Genomic DNA, 17,085 nt, shown 5'->3' with positions numbered 1-17,085 from the left:
TGGCTTTGTGCCACATCAATTTCAGCCTTTGCGGCAATCATACTGGGGATGGTATTGACTTCGGGGTCGTCATATAGCCCCGATTGCTTGACGAATTCATCAGGAATATTGAACTCAATTTGACTGACATCAAAACCCAATAAGGTGCGTAACTTTTGTTCTTGCTGTTTAAGAAAATTCTGCTGGGTAATCAGATAGGAACGAGAATATTCAACATAACTTTGCGCTTGCACAGGGTCTGCATGACTGCTGATGCCCGCTTCGGCTCTTAAACGTGCAATCTCATGTAAGCGACTGACCCCATTAAATTGATCTTGGGCGATTTTTATAATATTACGATATCTCAATAAACCTAAAATATCTCGAGCCGTCTGGGTAGAGATTTCATCAATACTGATCAAGACATTGGCTTGTTCAACCGCCAATTTATTTTGTTGTGTGGTGACACTGCTTTTGACTTTACCAAAATCATAGAGCAATTGATTGGCTTCAACAGAATATAACTGCCGCCCTTTATCATTTGAGGTGAAGTCACCAGTATTCATGCCAGCTTTTAATTGTGGATAGTATTGTGCCTTGGCGACATCAATATTGGCATTTTGGGAAGCCAGAGTAGAAATCGTTTGGGCAATATTGGGGTTGCGTTTGACAGGATTTGCACGGCTTCTTCAAGGCTTAAGGTCCGTGTGGGTACTGCATATTGCTGGGCAGTTGGTGGATTTTCCAGATAAAGATTATTTAAAGACGCCTTTTGCCCCAGATAGGGTTTGACCACGGGCAAAGGGCTCGCAGTGCTTTGTTCGGGTTGGTATTCAAAGTCAGCGAGTTGTTTAAGTTGCACGGTACGAAAGGAGGAGTCATCTTTGGGTTTGATTAAACTCGATACACTTTCCTTGATGCCTTTTAAATAGCGGGTGTCTTGTGCATGGCTATTGTTCTGAATCAGAACACATAGACTGATTGCACCCAAGCTTTTTAAAAAAATTATGGGTTTGTGAGTGATTAACATTCCTGAATGGCACCTAATCATGCTTGTAATTATCGGCATTGAATTATTTTGAATTATTTCCTTACTCGATTGCTATTCTACACATTCTAAAATTCAAGCAAATATATATTTCATTTTTTATTGGCTAACTTTGTTAAGAAAAGAGTTTAAATTTCAAAAAGTAAGTCCAATAATTGTGATCTTTATCACATGAATTATCAATTTAATAAATATTAATTTTTTATCCATCAAAAATCATGAATCAAAAAATAAACAACCATACTTAAAATATTTTTAAAATGAACAAGAAAAACATAAAAAATTTCAATTTTATAAATCAACCTAAAATTACATCTTCTCATCTCATTTTTTACTTACTTTGAGGTTAAAATGGTGTTTCACTTAAACCCAAGCTTATACAATAGAAAGATGGACATGAATAAACTGACTTGTTTTAAAGCCTATGACATCCGAGGCAAACTTGGTACAGAACTCAATGAAGAAATCGCTTATAAAGTCGGTCGTGCTTATGGGCAAATCTATCAACCAAAAACTGTCGTCGTGGGTTGTGATGTTCGCTTAACGAGCGAAGATTTAAAACAAGCGACGATTCGCGGTTTAAATGATGCTGGTGTAGATGTACTCGATTTGGGGATGACGGGAACTGAAGAAGTTTATTTTGGTGCTTTTCATCTCGATGTACAGGGTGGAATTGAAGTCACGGCAAGCCATAATCCTATGGACTATAATGGGATGAAGCTGGTTCGGGAAAATGCCCGCCCGATTAGTGCAGATACTGGCTTAAAAGATATTCAAGCCTTGGCTGAATCCGAACAATTCATTGAAGTTGAGAAAAAAGGTTCAACGCAAAAATACAATATTCTGCCTGAATTTATTGAACACTTACTCACCTATATTGACCCAGCAAAAATTCGCCCACTCAAATTGGTGATGAATGCAGGCAATGGCGCTGCTGGGCATGTAGTTGATGCCATTGAAGAGAAATTCAAAGCATTAAACATCCCTGTTGAATTTATCAAAATCCATAATCATCCAGATGGTACATTCCCAAATGGTATTCCTAATCCAATTTTGGTCGAAAATCGTGACAGCACTCGTAATGCGGTTTTAATTCACCATGCGGATATGGGGATTGCATGGGATGGCGACTTTGATCGTTGCTTCTTATTTGATGAAAAAGGTCAATTTATCGAAGGCTACTATATCGTGGGTCTATTGGCACAAGCGTTCTTACTAAAACAATCAGGCGAAAAAATTGTCCACGACCCTCGTCTGGTTTGGAATACTTTAGATATCGTCAATCAGTATCAAGGAACACCTGTCCAATCCAAATCTGGACATGCATTCATTAAAGATGTCATGCGTGAACATAATGCGGTCTATGGTGGAGAAATGAGTGCGCACCACTATTTCCGTGACTTTGCTTACTGTGACAGCGGAATGATTCCATGGTTATTGGCGATTTCAGTGCTGTCTGATACACAGCAATCACTTTCAAGCCTTGTTGAAGATATGATTGCGAAATTCCCGTGCAGTGGTGAAATCAACTTTAAAGTGGTCGATACTAAAGAAACCATTCAAAAGATTTTTGATCATTTTGCTGATTTGAATCCTGCCATTGATCAAACAGATGGGGTGAGTCTTGATTTTGGTGCATGGCGTTTAAATGTACGTGCATCAAATACTGAACCATTATTACGCTTAAATATTGAAAGCCGTGCAGATCGTAATCCTAAACCAATGCAAGATTATGTAGATGAATTAACCCAATTAATTCAGGCTTAGTTTTTTCATCATAAAAATAGGCGCTCAATGCGCCTATTTTCCTTTTACAAGCTTATGATTGGTAACCTGTTGGATTTTGTTTTTGCCAGTTCCAACTGTCTGCTAACATATCTTCGAGGGTATATTTTGCTGTCCAACCGAGTTCTGTAACAGCTCGTGCATTGTTGGCGAATGATGTTGCTACATCTCCCGAACGGCGCGGTGCAATTTCATAAGCGACGGGAACGCCATTCACTTTTTCGAAAGTATTCTTCACTTCAAGTACAGAACAACCGTTGCCTGTGCCAATGTTCCAAGCACGACAACCCTTGGCATTTAAACGATTATTTAGCGCACACAAGTGAGCATTGGCTAAATCAACCACATGGATATAGTCGCGAACCCCTGTTCCATCGATCGTGTCATAGTCATCACCATAGATCGACAGTTTTTCACGACGTCCCACAGCAACCTGAGTGACATAAGGCATTAAATTATTTGGAATCCCTTGCGGATCTTCTCCAATACGGCCACTTTTATGTGCACCCACAGGATTAAAATAACGTAACAAAGCAATCGACCAACGTGAGTCTGCAATGGCTAATTTCTGCAACAATTGCTCAACAATCAGTTTGGTGTAGCCATAGTTATTTGAAGGCATACCTGTTGGCATAGTTTCATCTAAAGGAGATATATTGGCTTCATCATAAACTGTTGCTGATGAGCTAAAAACGAGATTAAAAACCCCTGCTCTTTCCATGGCTTGCGCCAACTGTATTGATCCTGCAATATTATGATCAAAATAACTCAGTGGAATTTGTTGACTTTCTCCCACTGCCTTTAAGCCCGCAAAATGAATCACCGCATCAATTTTATGTGAAGCAAATGCTTGGTCTAAATCATGTGGATCACGAATATCACCTTGGATAAACTCCAAGCGTTTGCCAGTAAGTTCTTGTACCCGCTTGAGTGATTCTTCTGAACTATTCGACAAATTATCAAGCACAACCACATCATGTCCTGCTTCTAGAAGTTCCAAGCACGTATGTGAGCCTATATAACCTGCCCCACCTGTGACTAAAATATTCGCCATCCGTTTTTCTCTATTCTTTACCTAGTAATATCTTGATTAAGCCTTGTGTCGAAGCATCTAGTTGAGAAAAATCTTTTTCTTTCCCACTCAGAATAGGAAGCAATTGATTGGCAATTTCTTTCCCTTTTTCAACGCCCCACTGATCAAATGGATTGATATTCCACATGACCGACTGTACAAAGACTTTATGTTCGTACAAGGCAATCAACATTCCAAGACTATAAGGACTGAGTTCTTGTAATAAAAGTGTAGAGCTGGGTTGATTGCCTTCATATTGTTTATATTCAGGTAAACTCTCCAACTCATCTGCATTTAAAGCCTGATTACCAAAAGCCAATAACCGTGATTGAGCTAAACAATTAGATAAAGCCAAATGATGTTGTTCAATCAATGCTTCTGCATTTTCAGCATAGGTAAATTGGTTAGCATTGTAGCGCTGTACAGGTGCGATGAAATCACAACTCACCGCATGCGTTCCTTGATGGAGCAACTGATAAAATGCATGTTGCGCATTCGGTCCAACTTCACCCCATACGATCGGACATGTTTTTAGCTCAACTTTTTGATTGTTGCGTTGAATGGATTTACCATTCGACTCCATTTCGAGCTGTTGCAAATAGGATGCAAAATATTTCAATCGCCCATCATAGGGCAATACCGCATGGGTTTGGATATCCAGAAAATTATTGTTCCAAACACCCAACAGCCCCATCAAGACTGGAATATTGTGTTGAAATGGTGTCTTTTGAAAATGTTGGTCAATCGCATAAGCACCCGCCAAAAGCTGTTTAAAACCTTCGACACCGATTTGCAAAGCAATCGGTAATCCGATACATGACCACAATGAATAACGTCCACCGACCCAATCCCAAAGCAGGAATTGGTTTTCTGCTGCAATGCCCCATTCAGTCATTTTTTCAGGTTTGGTTGAAACCCCAATAAAATGATGCTGCACCACACTTTTTTGATGACCTAATGCTTTTTCTAACCATTGGCGCACAGTCTGTGCATTGGATAAGGTATCAATCGTCCCAAAAGATTTTGAAGAAATAATAAATAAAGTCGTTTCAGGGCGCAGTTGATGCAACAGTTCAGAAAGCTGACTTCCATCCATCGTCGAGACGAAATGGACTTTTAATGGTTTAGCTGTAGTAACTTTATAATCGGATAAGGCATGGCTGACCATAAGGGGTCCAAGGTCTGATCCACCCACACCGATGTTGACAACATCTTGAATCACTTCACCCGTTGAACCACGACATTGCCCTGCATGCACTTTTTCAACAAGCTGAAACATGCGATCAAGTTGTTGATGCACAGCTTGAGCTAATTTAGGGTAATCTTGATCCTGTTTAGGTAAACGCAATGCCCAATGCATTGCCGCCCGACCTTCAGTGTAATTAATCTGCTCTTCTGTAAATAAGCGTTTAATCCATGCACTCAGTTGCTTCGAATCTGCAAATTTAATTAAAGCTTCAAATGCCGCTTGATCAATACGATGCTTACTATAATCAAAACTGAGTTGATCAAAATGAACCGAAAATTTTTCAAAACGCTGTGGATCTTGCTGAAACAAATCAGTTAAACGTAATTGTTGAACGCTTAGCTGACTTTGATCCATCTCTAATATCGACGTTATCATACGCGCCCCACACCTTGATAAGCAAAACCTTGTCCTTTGACAAATTCTGGATCCCAGATATTACGTCCATCTAGAATAAATGGATGCGCCATTTTCTGCATAAGTTGAGTGTAATCTGGACTCCAATATTGTTTCCAAGCGGTTAATAGGCATAAGGCATGTGCATTTTCGACGGCTTGATATTGATCATGACATAAGATTAAATCGGTGCGCTCGCCATAAAGAGCAGATACTCGCTCTAATGCTTGTGGGTCATGGAGTTTAACAATTGCACCTTGCGCCCAAAGTGCAGCAAGCATGGCATGAATTGGAGAGTTTTCGATACTTGAGGTATTTTCTTTAAATGATGCACCCCAAATCGCAACAATTTTACCTGTTAGTTGCCCTTGATAATAATTCCACAGCTTGCGAAACAAAATTTCCTTTTGCTGTTCATTGATATTCCAAACCTGATCAAGTAATTGGCTCTTTATCCCAGAACCAGCAACCGTGCCTGTGAGGGTTAAAATATCATGAGAAAAATTCTCACCGCCAAAACCTACACCAGAAGAGAGATAGCTCGCACCAATTCGATTATCCGCAGCTAAACCTTGTTTTACATTCTGAATATCAATATTGAGTTTTTCTGCCACTTGCGCCATATCATTCATATAGCTGATACGTGTTGCTAACATGCCCGAAATACTCAGTTTGGTAAATTCAGCATCTAAAAATGGCATGAAAAGATATTGGTGTTTTAATTGGAAAAATGGTCTTAACAACTCTTTTACAATTGGTTGGGTCGCCACATGATCGACACCAATGATCACCTGCTTTAGTCCAGTAAAACTTTGAATTGCATTACCTTCTTGAATCGTATCTGGCAAATACGCCCAATGATCGGCAACCAAAATTTCTTTCAGTGTTTCTGTCCCCTCCAAACCAAAGGTTGAACCATTAATCATTAACTTTGGATGTATGATGGGGCTTCGCTTGAGTTCTTCAGCTAATTTTTTGGCTTGATCAAATTCAGACGGGTTAAAACTAAATAAAAAAACTTCACTGTGTAGTTGGAGTTGCTTTACGCCTACCAATTCAATGGCATGATTTTTAATTTGTTTTTGAATCAGCTGATTTAAATCTTCATCTTGGTAATGAACTGAGGACTGCTTTTCAACGCCTACTTGAGGGCACCAATACACGTGATGCCCATATTCAGCAAACAAGCCAACGAGTACGCCAGCTTGAAGGGTTGTGCCAAATACACAAATATTCATATCATACCCAATATTTTATAAATTCAGTTCTTTGATGAGTTGTTTGAATTCTTCACCGAGTTTTGGATGTTCTATACCATAGTGCAATACAGCTTTTAAATAACCGATTTTACTACCACAATCAAAAGTTTGACCTTTCATCCGATAGGCTTCTACACTTTCTATTTTTTGTAATGCTGCGATCGCATCGGTCAGCTGGATTTCGTTTCCTGCACCTTTTGGCGTTTGTTCAAGTAACTGCATAATTTTAGCAGGCAGTACATAACGTCCCACAACAGATAGATTTGAAGGTGCTGAACCAACAGCAGGCTTCTCTACAATACCTTGCATCACAACACTTTCACCTTCTTCAGGTGAGGCTTCAACATCTACAATACCATATTGATCTACCAAATGATCAGGCACAGCTTCAACCATAATTTGTGATGCTTTCGATGTGTTAAAACGTTGAATCATACGCGCAAGATCATTTTCAGCGCTATTTTCTTTGACTAACACATCTGGCAATAACACAGCAAAATCTTCATCACCCACTACAGATTTTGCACATAACACAGCATGACCTAAACCCAATGGTTGAGGCTGTCTCACGCTAATCACGCTGACATTGCTCGGTAAAATTTCAGTAATTTCTTTGAGTAAATCTATTTTTTTCTTATTTTCTAATGTTGTTTCAAGCTCAAAATTACGATCAAAATAATTTTCTATAGAAGCTTTTGAAGAGTGTGTGACCAAAATAATTTGCTCAATGCCTGCTGCCACAGCTTCTTTGACCACATACTCAATGGCAGGGCGATCAACTACAGTCACCATTTCTTTTGGGATTGATTTGCTTGCAGGTAAAAAACGTGTTCCTAAACCCGCAACAGGGAAAATGGCTTTTTTGATCATAACTTAAAACTTCAATATATTAACTTAAGACTTTACTTCATCATTTTTTGCTTCTGTTTCATTCCCTTTAAAAAGAGAAGGACCAACATGACCAGGGGCATTGATTCCCTCACGATTGGTCATAACAGAAACTGTTTTAAACATAATTTTAAAATCAACCAATACACTTTGATTATCTACATACCAAACATCACATTTAAACCGCTCTTCATAGTCCAATTCATTACGACCGCTAATTTGAGCAAGCCCTGTCATACCAGGACGGACTTCTAAACGACGTGCTTGTTCAGGTGAATAAAGTTCAACAAACTCTTTCAGCATCGGTCTAGGACCAACGACGCTCATATCCCCTTTGAGTACATTAATGAGTTGAGGCATTTCATCTAAACTGGTTGAGCGTAGTTTTTGTCCAAAAGGCGTGATACGTTGTTCATCAGGTAATGGATTACCATTAGCATCATTTGCATCTTTCATTGAACGGAACTTCATCATTTTAAAAAGTTTACCATTCTTGCCAGGACGCTCTTGATAGAAAAAGATAGGGGAGCCTAAGTTCTTACGTACTTTATAGGCCACTATTGCAAAAATAGGAGATAAAAGTATTAGTGCAGTGATACTGATAATGATATCTAAAAGCCTTTTCATATAGTAATACCTAAATAACCCACTTAACCAACAAGTTTATAAAACTTCTATCTGAACATAAAGCTGCGAATATTTAATTAAAAAACAAATGCTTATTTTTTGCAGTCTTAATGTTTAGCTCTAAATTTTTTGATAGAACATAACTCTATCATAATCATAAGTTTAGGTCATATTTTATTTACACAATTTAGCAGTCTTTAAATATAAAAAAAACATTAAGATTTCCAAAAATTCACCTCATCTCCGAAAAATATATCCTCAATCCAACCATCTATAGAACATCTATAATACATTTCTTCAGTTTGGGATTGATACTGATTTAAAAAGAAATCTCTCGTAAGTACAGGTCGTTTACGATCAATTACACAAATGTTGTTGGGGTTATAAAAAGGGTAATCTTTAATATTGCTATTAGTGGTAATTAATTTTTTTCTAGCTCCAATTGTCTCAAAAGTTCTCATAGTAAGACCTGACTGATTAGGATGACTAATATCAAGTATAACATTTGATCTTTCATACAATCCTACAACTTCTTCACTCGTTAAGCTTTTAAAACTTAGCTTTTTATAATCAAAAGCATGGAAGGATTTGTCAAAAAATTTTTTATAAAAATAAACTAATTTTCCTTGCATAAAATAATAATTATGTGGGACTAAACCATTTTCCTTACACCAATCAGCAACTTGATTACTGATGACATAACGATCTGAATGTGCTGTACCTAAGAACAATAAATCAATATTTTCATTTTCAGTTTGATATCTGATATTACTATATCGCTCCGTAAAATAAAGAGGCCTAAATCCGATTTTGTACTCTGTAGCATCTTTCTTGTCAAAGGTAAATTTTTTATGAAAGTATTTCAAAATATTTACACTATGACCAAGGTTTGCAAAACTGTCCCATGTATAAAATATTCTCTTACAATTAGGATATCGTTGAATAAACTGCTCTAAAAAACGTTCAGGTATGACTTCTCCTCTATTTACAAACAAAAAATCAAATTGATTATCTTTTATTTTTTCAAGGATATTCTCATAATATTTATGAACTTTTTTCTCTAAAAGATCCCTATTTATACGTAAAAGACCTTTAGTAAAGTTATTATTTGCAGGTCTTTCATCAAAATAAGTAACTTGTGCGCCATGCTTTTCAAGTTGAGCTATAATATCTTTTTCTAGATCAAACCATTGCACACATAAAAATAAAACTCTTTTACCTTCTAGGTCATCTAAATTATTCATTTATACAACCCTTTAGCTTTCATTTCATCAATTGACTTTTGGTATTTATCTTCTTGTACTTCTTGAGTATTCACCCAGTCAGCAAATTTTTTTAAACCTTGCTCAAATGAAACTTTTGGTTGAAAACCAAGAAACTTATTAATTTTAGTTAAATCTGCATAATTATGACGAATATCACCTAAACGGTAGTTACCTGATACTCTTATCGGAACTTTAATACCATAATTTTTAACAAGTTCATTTGCTACCGTCAATACATCTATAGCCACGCCAGTACCCACATTAAAAACATGATTGTTTGCTTCTTCTTTTTCAAGTCCCAGAATTGTTGCATCCACAACATCATCTATATAAACAAAATCACGACTTTCTTTACCATCTTCAAAGATATTAATGGCATTACCATTTTTTATTTGTGTAGAAAATATTGATAAAATTCCTGTATATGGATTTTTCAAAGATTGACCTGGGCCATAAACATTCTGATAGCGGAATGCTACTCCAGCTACACCTATAGTTGGACAAACAGTTAAAACCATTTGTTCTTGATTTTGCTTTGTAATTCCATATACTGACGAAGGATGTATTTTTGATTCTTCATCTGTACCCACTAAAATTAATTCTGATGAATTTGGATATTTAGCTTCAAAATCACCATTATCCATAAATTCAGCAGTTCTTTGTGTAGGGTATACAGCTCCTAACTCTTTACTTAAATATTTCCCCTCACCATAGATCGAACGGGAAGATGCTACAACTATTTTTTTTACAGTATAGTCACCATTAACAAGTAAATTCAACATCAAAGCAGTACCATTAATATTTACATCTACGTACTTCTCTACCTCGTACATTGACTGCCCTGTACCAGTTTCTGCTGCATAATGGACAATAGCATCTTGTCCTTTTAAAGCTTTTTCCCAATCATCTTTATTGGTTACAGTCCCATAAATAAATTTTACTTTATCTTTAATACTTAAATACAATGGTGATGTGATTTGAGGATTATCTCCATGAATTTGAGGAGAAAGGTTATCTAATACTGTAACATTATAACCTTTTGAAACTAATTTTAGAGCTAAATTTGAGCCAATAAAACCAGCTCCACCAGTAATTAGTACATTTTTAATCAACATATTTTTTCCCATTTCTGAGTATCAAAGTTATAGTATTTAATAGGTTTTGCTGGAGAGCCAACAGCTATTACATACGGAGGTAAGCTTTTAGATACAACTGAGTTCGCACCTACAATAGTCCCTTTCCCAATCGTTACGCCAGGTAAAACTGATACAAATTCACCAAGCCAAACATTATCATCAATTTTGACTGGTTTAACAGATAGATTTCTTTCAATTGGCAAAGTCATTGGAGAACTGTCATTACAATCACCAACATAACTGCCATGAGTACAATCTGAAATATATATTTTACTGGCCATAAGTACATTATTGCCAATTTCTACACTATTAGCAGCTGTTATATGTACATAATCATTAATTTGCACATTTTTCCCAAACCTAAGAAGCTTCTTAGGTGTAACTTTTTCAGGAAAACATTCAATTCTACAGCCAATACCAGTAGTAAGATTTTCACCAAAATCAATATTTTTTTTATTTCGAATATCTATTGGAAAACGGATTAATCTAGCTTTTTGAAAAAACAATTTCGTTTTTAAAAAAAAATAGCACATTTTAATGGTGCCCAATATGCCATAAGTAGAAATCATCTTCTTAACCCTACAATTAAAATTCGCCTAAAATATTTCAACTGTTCAACTATTCGAGCTAAAATATACTTATTAAAACTAATTAAATGAGTATTATATGCAAATTGGAGATTTTTAATAACTCCTTGATGCATCTCTTTTAAATTTGCACTTAAACCACTAACACCAAATCCTGATTTACCATTACCATAATTAATAACTTTCGTATTATAAAAAAAACAATTAAACTTATCAGCAATACGTATAAAATAATTACCTTCCTCAGCATACTTTTGGCTTTCATCAAAAAAACCAATATTTTCAAAAACTTTTCGACGCATTATAACTGTAGATGGTTGAAAATAGTTTTTAAAAATCAAATTAATAATAGTTATTTTTAAAAGACACCCTTCGGGACGGTTATTAAAATATAATCCATCAAAAGCACAACCTAACAAATCAATTTGTGAATTACTATCTAATATTTTTATTTGTTTTTCTAGTTTATCAGAAAACCATTCATCATCAGAGTCAAGAAAAGCAATTAAATCACCTTTTGATATACTTAAACCAGCATTTCTAGCTGTTGAAACGCCTCCATTTAATTTATCAATCAATATAATATTAAAACCTTTATTTTCATCAATATATTTTTCAACAACTTCTTTACTGTCATCTGTCGAACCATCATTAATTACCAAAACTTCATAACTACAATTTAGTGTTTGATTCTTCACAGAATCTAAAACACGAATTATAGTTTTTGAAGCATTATACATCGGTATAATTACCGAAATTAATAAAGAATTTTCTTCCATTTATTCAATATAACCTCATCATTCCAATTTAAACTAGTATTATAAGCACCTTCTGCAAGTTGATTTACCATTTCAGGACTCTTCAACAAGCTTAACGTAGCGATTTTTAAAGCATCAAAGTCATCCATTGGAATCAGATAGCCATTTACATTATTTTCAACTATATCTCTAGGTCCAGATGGGCAATCATAAGAAATACAAGGTAATCCAAAAGATATTGCCTCTAATAGAACCATACCGAAGCCTTCTGAATGAGAGGTTAACATAAATATAGATGAATTTTTGTAGTAAACATCAACATCTTGAACTGGAGGCAATATTTTGACATAAGCTTGCAAACCAAGAGTTATAATTTTGTTATTAAGCTGATCTTTTAAGTTACCATTTCCAACTAAATGCAACTCCCATTCTCTAATATTATTTTCATTTACAATTTTATCCCATAAGTCAATCATGATCCATTGTCGCTTAGCTTCAGTTATACGACCAATAGACAAAACTACTTTTTTGGATAAATCACTGCGAACATAATTTAATTTTGACTTAAAATGTGGAATATATTCCACAGGAAAATTTAAATCTTTATAAACTTTAGTATCAGACGATGTAGGAACAACATAGCAACGTGATTTAACGTATAAAATTTTTTTAATTTTTTTATATACAAAATTATAAGCATTTATACCACCATGCTCCGTGATAATAACATCTTCATTAATACCATGAGCCAAATGAAATTCCAATACATTTACAGGATGTGCTAAATAATATATATCGTAATTATTCATAGATAAAAATTTTCTTAATTTAGCAGTGCTTTCAAATAAATTAAAGGCGGTTTGAAAAACTCTTTTAAATCTACTATTCATATCCAAATTAATATCTGAATTTAAAGAAATAACTTTAATCCTCTTATCTAAATAATAATGACTATACGTACTATCTTTTAATAAAATCGTTACTTCCATAAAACTGCTAAAATGATTAGCCAATGTACTAATTACTCGTTCAATCCCACCAGCAGGAGTCATACTAGTAAAATATATAAGAATTTTTTTCATTTTCAACCTTAAATCAATTCAATCAGTGGCTTATAATTTAACAAGCCATACATAGACCAATAATGAACTAAAAATATATAAAAATATATAAACATATATACTATCATTAGCAAAGAACCATTTCTTTTTCTTTTAAAATAATTCCATAGTATGGGAATTAAAAAAACAGGTCCTACAAATAAATACCGACGGTTTATTTCATCAATACCCAAAGTCATCGCCAACATAATAATATATAAAAAATATATATTAAAATATGCTCTATTTTTTGATATTTTATATATTAAAGGAGTAATAAAAATCAACATAAGGTTTCTTATTAAAATTGTCTGAGATTCTGATGTCATTTCTGAATAAACTTCAAGCTTTTGAGATATACCAGTTATTCCAACAATATCACCAACCTTCATAAAGATTAACTTCCCAAAAACACCCACAACAATAAATACTAAAAAATAATAATATTTATTTTTAATTAAAAATAATAAGGGTAAAAACAAAAAAGGAAGTACAGAATAATGAAAACCAATTGCCACCAACAAACATATATAATATTTAATCCAATTATTATCCCTAACTAAATAAGATATCCCTAAGACAAGCAATCCAAGTGAAATACCCTGTCTAATCACTTCAAATAAAAGATAGTGAAATGAAAAAGTTGCTAAAAGTATCCAATAAACAAAATACGAAGATTTTATACCTACCAAATTTCTATAGGCTATAAAAAATAATGATGATGTTATTACAGCGCAGAAGAGTAAAAAGTAAAAAGGATCATCTGGGAAAAATTTAATAAAAACTCTTGCAACTAAATCAAATATAGGCTCAAAATTTATATTTACATGATCAAAACGATAAAACTTAACATAGTTGAGAGTATCACCATAGTCAAAGTCTCTTTGAACAGCATATATTGCGGTAATAAAACTTGATATAATTAAAAACACATAATTAATTAATCTACTTGATTTCATTGCAGAAAAAATACAACATATCAATAACATTATTATATTAAAAGAAAAAACCAAACCAATTGTCATAAAACATATCCCAATTATGTCATTCTATTAAAATATAAAATACGGTTCCATTAAATAACAAAATAAACTATATGCTTTATTGGTTCCAAAACTCTACTTTAAATACCATAGAAACCCATTGAATTCAATTATACATCAAGATAGAATTCTATACATAGTATTTTTGGATACATTGATTTAAATGATTAAGATACAACATGTAACTTTATGTATTTTTCTTGGTCTTTGACCATTTTTTCAAACTTAACCAATAATTATATTTTTCATTATCATGAAACAATTTAAATATTAATAATCTTTGAATTATTATAATTTTAAATATTACATCAGATAACTTTAATTCAAAATTAGATTTATTTTTCCTATAATATTTTTGCTTACTTTCATAAGACCAATCCCATTTAACCGGCTTAAATTCTTCTGATGCCCCCTCAAGGTGAATAATTTTACTTTTTGGAACAATATAAGTTTGATAGCCTTTTTTTCTTAGTCTGAATAGTAAATCAGTTTCTTCATAATACATAAAAAAACTTTCATCAAATCCACCAAGCTCATCAAATATTTTTTTTGAAAGCATCAAATCAGCACCTGAAATGTTACCTAATATCTTGAAAGGCGATTCAGCTCTAGAATAAAAAATATCTCCTTTGTTAATAATTTTAGAAATACTATTAAAAAATAAAGAATCAATATCTAAAAGTATTGAAGGCATATACCTAGAAAACGATGTACCAGGCTTTAGATTTTCATCACAAAGATTTCCCCCACAAGCTCCAACGCTTTCTGAGTTTTGTCTAATAAATTCATATAGTATTTTTATTGAATTATCAATAAGTAATGTATCAGAATTCAGTAAAAAAATATATTTACCACATGCAAATCTAGCTCCTAAATTATTAGCAGCTCCAAAACCACTATTTGAATTATTTAAAATTAATTTAACATTTGGAAAAATTTCATTTAATCTTTCTATTTTTCTGTCAGGAGAATTATTATCAACGACTATTATTTCATATTCAATATTCTTAGTATGCAAAAGTACAGAATTTATACATTGTATTACCAAATCATTTGTATTGTAATTCACAATGATAATTGATACATCTACATCACTAAACATTTTTAAACTCCAATAAGCTACAACTTTAAAAAAAAATAAAAAAATCTTATTGTTTTTCAAAAGTTACGAATTCTGTGATTTCTTTTTTATTATAGTAGAATTCAAATATCAACTCTAGGCTGTCATAAGCTTTGTTGCACAATTATTATGAAAATAAACTTTTAAAAACCGAAAAAAATAACTTATATATAAAAATCAATATCATAGTTTCAATGTTCTTTACATTAAAAATACCACATATATTTAGGTTAGCAGCAAATCATTTAAGATATTATTTCTTTCACACATATTTCCCTACTTTATCCTCTGATTAAAATCATTTTTTTCAATTTCATCTTTGTAATACTTTCTAAAATAATAGAGCATTAATATTGCGACCAAACTTTCTGTTAGTAGCATAGCAATACTAGCTCCAACTGCATGGTATAAATATGCAAAAAAAGATACCTGACAAATAGCAAAAACTCCTGCAACTATATATATATTTTGAAAAGTTTTTTTAGATTTTGCATTATCAATGTAAGCTATCAAACCCATTTGACCAGCCACTCCCCCTATAGCAGCCACAACAGGTACTAAAGATAATATTTTTAATAAATTACCAATTCCATCATACTCAACACCAAGAAATCTTTCTATCAAAGATGAAAAAATAAACACTGTTAAAGATAAAATTATCATAACACCAACACTGAACTTAAATATTTTTTTTAATAAACCTAAAGCTTGTTTTCTATCGTAGGATGAAATGCTCGCTATTTTAGGATAATATACTTGGTTAATTGGTGTATAAAAAAGTAGGCTTATTGCTCGAATAATTTTATCTGCTGCAGTGTAGACTCCAACAGCTGCTGATGTTGAGAAAAAACCCAGTATAACAACAAACAATTGCGTATAAATAGAAATAGAAGCTGTGGACAGAAAAAAAGGAAAACTCTCTTTAAGCTCAAACTTTACATTACCAAATGAAATTTTAACTTTAGTAACCATATGTTTTTTAAAAATCCATATGGTAGATACGAATGCTATTACTCCATAAACTAAAGAATTGATAAAAATCGCTTTTATATAATCCTGGTTAGTTTGTACAAAATAAAATAATGTTGGCAAAATTAATATTCGACAAAACATACTTAAAATTGACAAAAACCTTATATAACCTACCCCTTGATAAAACCAAGTGAAAGTAAAAGTGTTACCAATTAGTGCCAATGATGAACACAATAATGCCAACCTATAGTCATAAAAATTTGGAATCATCATTAGAGTTATCAAAATACAGATGCTAACAAACAATAATATACATTTCGCAAAAATAGTGGAATAAAAAACCCGACTTAAAGCTAATTTATCATCTTTATATACTGCAATTCTTTTGGTTGCGCTCATATTAAAACCAAAATCAACAAACAATATCAAAAACTGAATTATAGCTGTTGAAAATCCTATCAAGCCATAAGAATTTACACCCAATTTAATCATTAGGTACGGCATAATTAATATAGGTATTGCATAATTCATACCTTGCAAAACAAATAGATATAGAGTATCTTTTTGTGCACTATTTATTTTCATAACTTATAATACCAAATCCAATAAAAAACATTTATCTATAATTAAAAAAACGATTCATATTTGCAATTTAAAAGCATGAATAATAATTAGAATTTTTCTTATTTTGACAAATTTTATTTTTATTAAAATTAATAAAAAAAATTTAATTTTTTTTATTTTAAATTTATACATATAATTGTTTATAGCAAGCATTATTATACTTGCTATGTTTAAAGCTTT

Annotated in this window: 16 protein-coding genes; 1 reads left to right on the top strand and 15 read right to left on the bottom strand. The window is 33.0% G+C overall.

What is annotated here, in order from left to right; genetic code table 11:
- The coding region (locus ACINWC743_RS24710; protein ID WP_265588233.1) for a TolC family protein at positions 1-590 on the bottom strand (590 nt) is incomplete at its 3' end.
- Complete coding sequence (locus tag ACINWC743_RS24705) at positions 554-1,009, bottom strand: hypothetical protein (protein ID WP_009584302.1); 456 nt, start codon at positions 1,007-1,009, stop codon at positions 554-556. The genes ACINWC743_RS24705 and ACINWC743_RS24710, both read right to left, overlap by 37 nt.
- A gap of 414 nt (positions 1,010-1,423) precedes the next feature.
- Here ACINWC743_RS24705 and ACINWC743_RS02990 point away from each other — a divergent pair, with 414 nt between their 5' ends.
- Complete coding sequence (locus ACINWC743_RS02990; RefSeq protein WP_035300127.1) at positions 1,424-2,794, top strand: phosphomannomutase/phosphoglucomutase; 1,371 nt, start codon at positions 1,424-1,426, stop codon at positions 2,792-2,794.
- 52 nt (positions 2,795-2,846) lie between these two features.
- Here ACINWC743_RS02990 and galE read toward each other — a convergent pair whose 3' ends face one another.
- From galE to ACINWC743_RS02925, 13 genes are all read right to left on the bottom strand, one after another.
- Entirely contained in the window at positions 2,847-3,866 is a 1,020-nt protein-coding gene (gene galE, locus ACINWC743_RS02985) for a UDP-glucose 4-epimerase GalE (RefSeq protein WP_005034682.1), read from the bottom strand.
- Between the two features lie 10 nt (positions 3,867-3,876).
- The gene (pgi, locus tag ACINWC743_RS02980; RefSeq protein WP_373867906.1) at positions 3,877-5,487 is read right to left on the bottom strand and encodes a glucose-6-phosphate isomerase; all 1,611 of its coding nucleotides are present in this window, start codon (positions 5,485-5,487) and stop codon (positions 3,877-3,879) included.
- 17 nt (positions 5,488-5,504) lie between these two features.
- The gene (locus ACINWC743_RS02975) at positions 5,505-6,764 is read right to left on the bottom strand and encodes a UDP binding domain-containing protein (RefSeq protein ID WP_009584303.1); all 1,260 of its coding nucleotides are present in this window, start codon (positions 6,762-6,764) and stop codon (positions 5,505-5,507) included.
- 15 nt (positions 6,765-6,779) lie between these two features.
- Entirely contained in the window at positions 6,780-7,655 is an 876-nt protein-coding gene (galU, locus tag ACINWC743_RS02970) for a UTP--glucose-1-phosphate uridylyltransferase GalU (RefSeq protein ID WP_009584311.1), read from the bottom strand.
- Between the two features lie 24 nt (positions 7,656-7,679).
- Entirely contained in the window at positions 7,680-8,300 is a 621-nt protein-coding gene (locus ACINWC743_RS02965; RefSeq protein ID WP_009584319.1) for a sugar transferase, read from the bottom strand.
- 215 nt (positions 8,301-8,515) lie between these two features.
- Entirely contained in the window at positions 8,516-9,544 is a 1,029-nt protein-coding gene (locus tag ACINWC743_RS02960) for a hypothetical protein (protein ID WP_009584309.1), read from the bottom strand.
- Positions 9,541-10,680 carry an NAD-dependent epimerase/dehydratase family protein gene (locus ACINWC743_RS02955; protein ID WP_009584295.1) on the bottom strand — a complete coding sequence of 380 codons (1,140 nt, stop codon included), beginning with the start codon at positions 10,678-10,680 and terminating at the stop codon, positions 9,541-9,543. The genes ACINWC743_RS02960 and ACINWC743_RS02955 overlap by 4 nt, the downstream gene beginning before the upstream one ends.
- A complete protein-coding gene (locus ACINWC743_RS02950; RefSeq protein ID WP_009584283.1) occupies positions 10,674-11,270 on the bottom strand; it encodes a transferase hexapeptide repeat protein in 597 nt (198 codons plus the stop codon). The genes ACINWC743_RS02955 and ACINWC743_RS02950 overlap by 7 nt, the downstream gene beginning before the upstream one ends.
- Positions 11,267-12,067 carry a glycosyltransferase family 2 protein gene (locus ACINWC743_RS02945; RefSeq protein ID WP_035300118.1) on the bottom strand — a complete coding sequence of 267 codons (801 nt, stop codon included), beginning with the start codon at positions 12,065-12,067 and terminating at the stop codon, positions 11,267-11,269. Before ACINWC743_RS02945 ends, ACINWC743_RS02950 begins: the two co-directional genes overlap by 4 nt.
- Positions 12,046-13,128 (bottom strand): glycosyltransferase, encoded by a 1,083-nt coding sequence (locus ACINWC743_RS02940; RefSeq protein ID WP_035300124.1) that lies wholly within the window; start codon positions 13,126-13,128, stop codon positions 12,046-12,048. Before ACINWC743_RS02940 ends, ACINWC743_RS02945 begins: the two co-directional genes overlap by 22 nt.
- 8 nt (positions 13,129-13,136) lie before the next feature.
- Positions 13,137-14,171 (bottom strand): EpsG family protein, encoded by a 1,035-nt coding sequence (locus ACINWC743_RS02935; protein WP_009584320.1) that lies wholly within the window; start codon positions 14,169-14,171, stop codon positions 13,137-13,139.
- A 205-nt stretch (positions 14,172-14,376) separates the two neighbouring features.
- Positions 14,377-15,291: a glycosyltransferase family 2 protein gene (locus ACINWC743_RS02930; RefSeq protein WP_009584285.1), complete on the bottom strand. Its 915-nt coding sequence runs from the start codon at positions 15,289-15,291 to the stop codon at positions 14,377-14,379.
- A gap of 294 nt (positions 15,292-15,585) precedes the next feature.
- Positions 15,586-16,866, bottom strand: coding sequence for an oligosaccharide flippase family protein (locus ACINWC743_RS02925; RefSeq protein ID WP_009584325.1), 1,281 nt, complete (start codon positions 16,864-16,866; stop codon positions 15,586-15,588).
- Positions 16,867-17,085 lie beyond the last annotated feature (219 nt).

The sequence above is a fragment of the Acinetobacter sp. WC-743 genome (assembly GCF_000335555.1).
In the GTDB taxonomy this organism is placed as follows: Bacteria; Pseudomonadota; Gammaproteobacteria; order Pseudomonadales; family Moraxellaceae; genus Acinetobacter; species Acinetobacter bereziniae.
Note: the sequence above shows the minus strand (reverse complement) of the source record. Positions and strands in the feature narration are given on the sequence as shown.

Bases quoted from the DNA above. Each gene is read 5' to 3' on its own strand.
- ACINWC743_RS24705 (WP_009584302.1), bottom strand. From the start codon at position 1,009: ATGTTAATCACTCACAAACCCATAATTTTTTTAAAAAGCTTGGGTGCA.
- ACINWC743_RS02990 (WP_035300127.1), top strand. From the start codon at position 1,424: ATGAATAAACTGACTTGTTTTAAAGCCTATGACATCCGAGGCAAACTT.
- galE (WP_005034682.1), bottom strand. From the start codon at position 3,866: ATGGCGAATATTTTAGTCACAGGTGGGGCAGGTTATATAGGCTCACAT.
- pgi (WP_373867906.1), bottom strand. From the start codon at position 5,487: ATGGATCAAAGTCAGCTAAGCGTTCAACAATTACGTTTAACTGATTTG.
- ACINWC743_RS02975 (WP_009584303.1), bottom strand. From the start codon at position 6,764: ATGAATATTTGTGTATTTGGCACAACCCTTCAAGCTGGCGTACTCGTT.
- galU (WP_009584311.1), bottom strand. From the start codon at position 7,655: ATGATCAAAAAAGCCATTTTCCCTGTTGCGGGTTTAGGAACACGTTTT.
- ACINWC743_RS02965 (WP_009584319.1), bottom strand. From the start codon at position 8,300: ATGAAAAGGCTTTTAGATATCATTATCAGTATCACTGCACTAATACTT.
- ACINWC743_RS02960 (WP_009584309.1), bottom strand. From the start codon at position 9,544: ATGAATAATTTAGATGACCTAGAAGGTAAAAGAGTTTTATTTTTATGT.
- ACINWC743_RS02955 (WP_009584295.1), bottom strand. From the start codon at position 10,680: ATGTTGATTAAAAATGTACTAATTACTGGTGGAGCTGGTTTTATTGGC.
- ACINWC743_RS02950 (WP_009584283.1), bottom strand. From the start codon at position 11,270: ATGATTTCTACTTATGGCATATTGGGCACCATTAAAATGTGCTATTTT.
- ACINWC743_RS02945 (WP_035300118.1), bottom strand. From the start codon at position 12,067: ATGGAAGAAAATTCTTTATTAATTTCGGTAATTATACCGATGTATAAT.
- ACINWC743_RS02940 (WP_035300124.1), bottom strand. From the start codon at position 13,128: ATGAAAAAAATTCTTATATATTTTACTAGTATGACTCCTGCTGGTGGG.
- ACINWC743_RS02935 (WP_009584320.1), bottom strand. From the start codon at position 14,171: ATGACAATTGGTTTGGTTTTTTCTTTTAATATAATAATGTTATTGATA.
- ACINWC743_RS02930 (WP_009584285.1), bottom strand. From the start codon at position 15,291: ATGTTTAGTGATGTAGATGTATCAATTATCATTGTGAATTACAATACA.
- ACINWC743_RS02925 (WP_009584325.1), bottom strand. From the start codon at position 16,866: ATGAAAATAAATAGTGCACAAAAAGATACTCTATATCTATTTGTTTTG.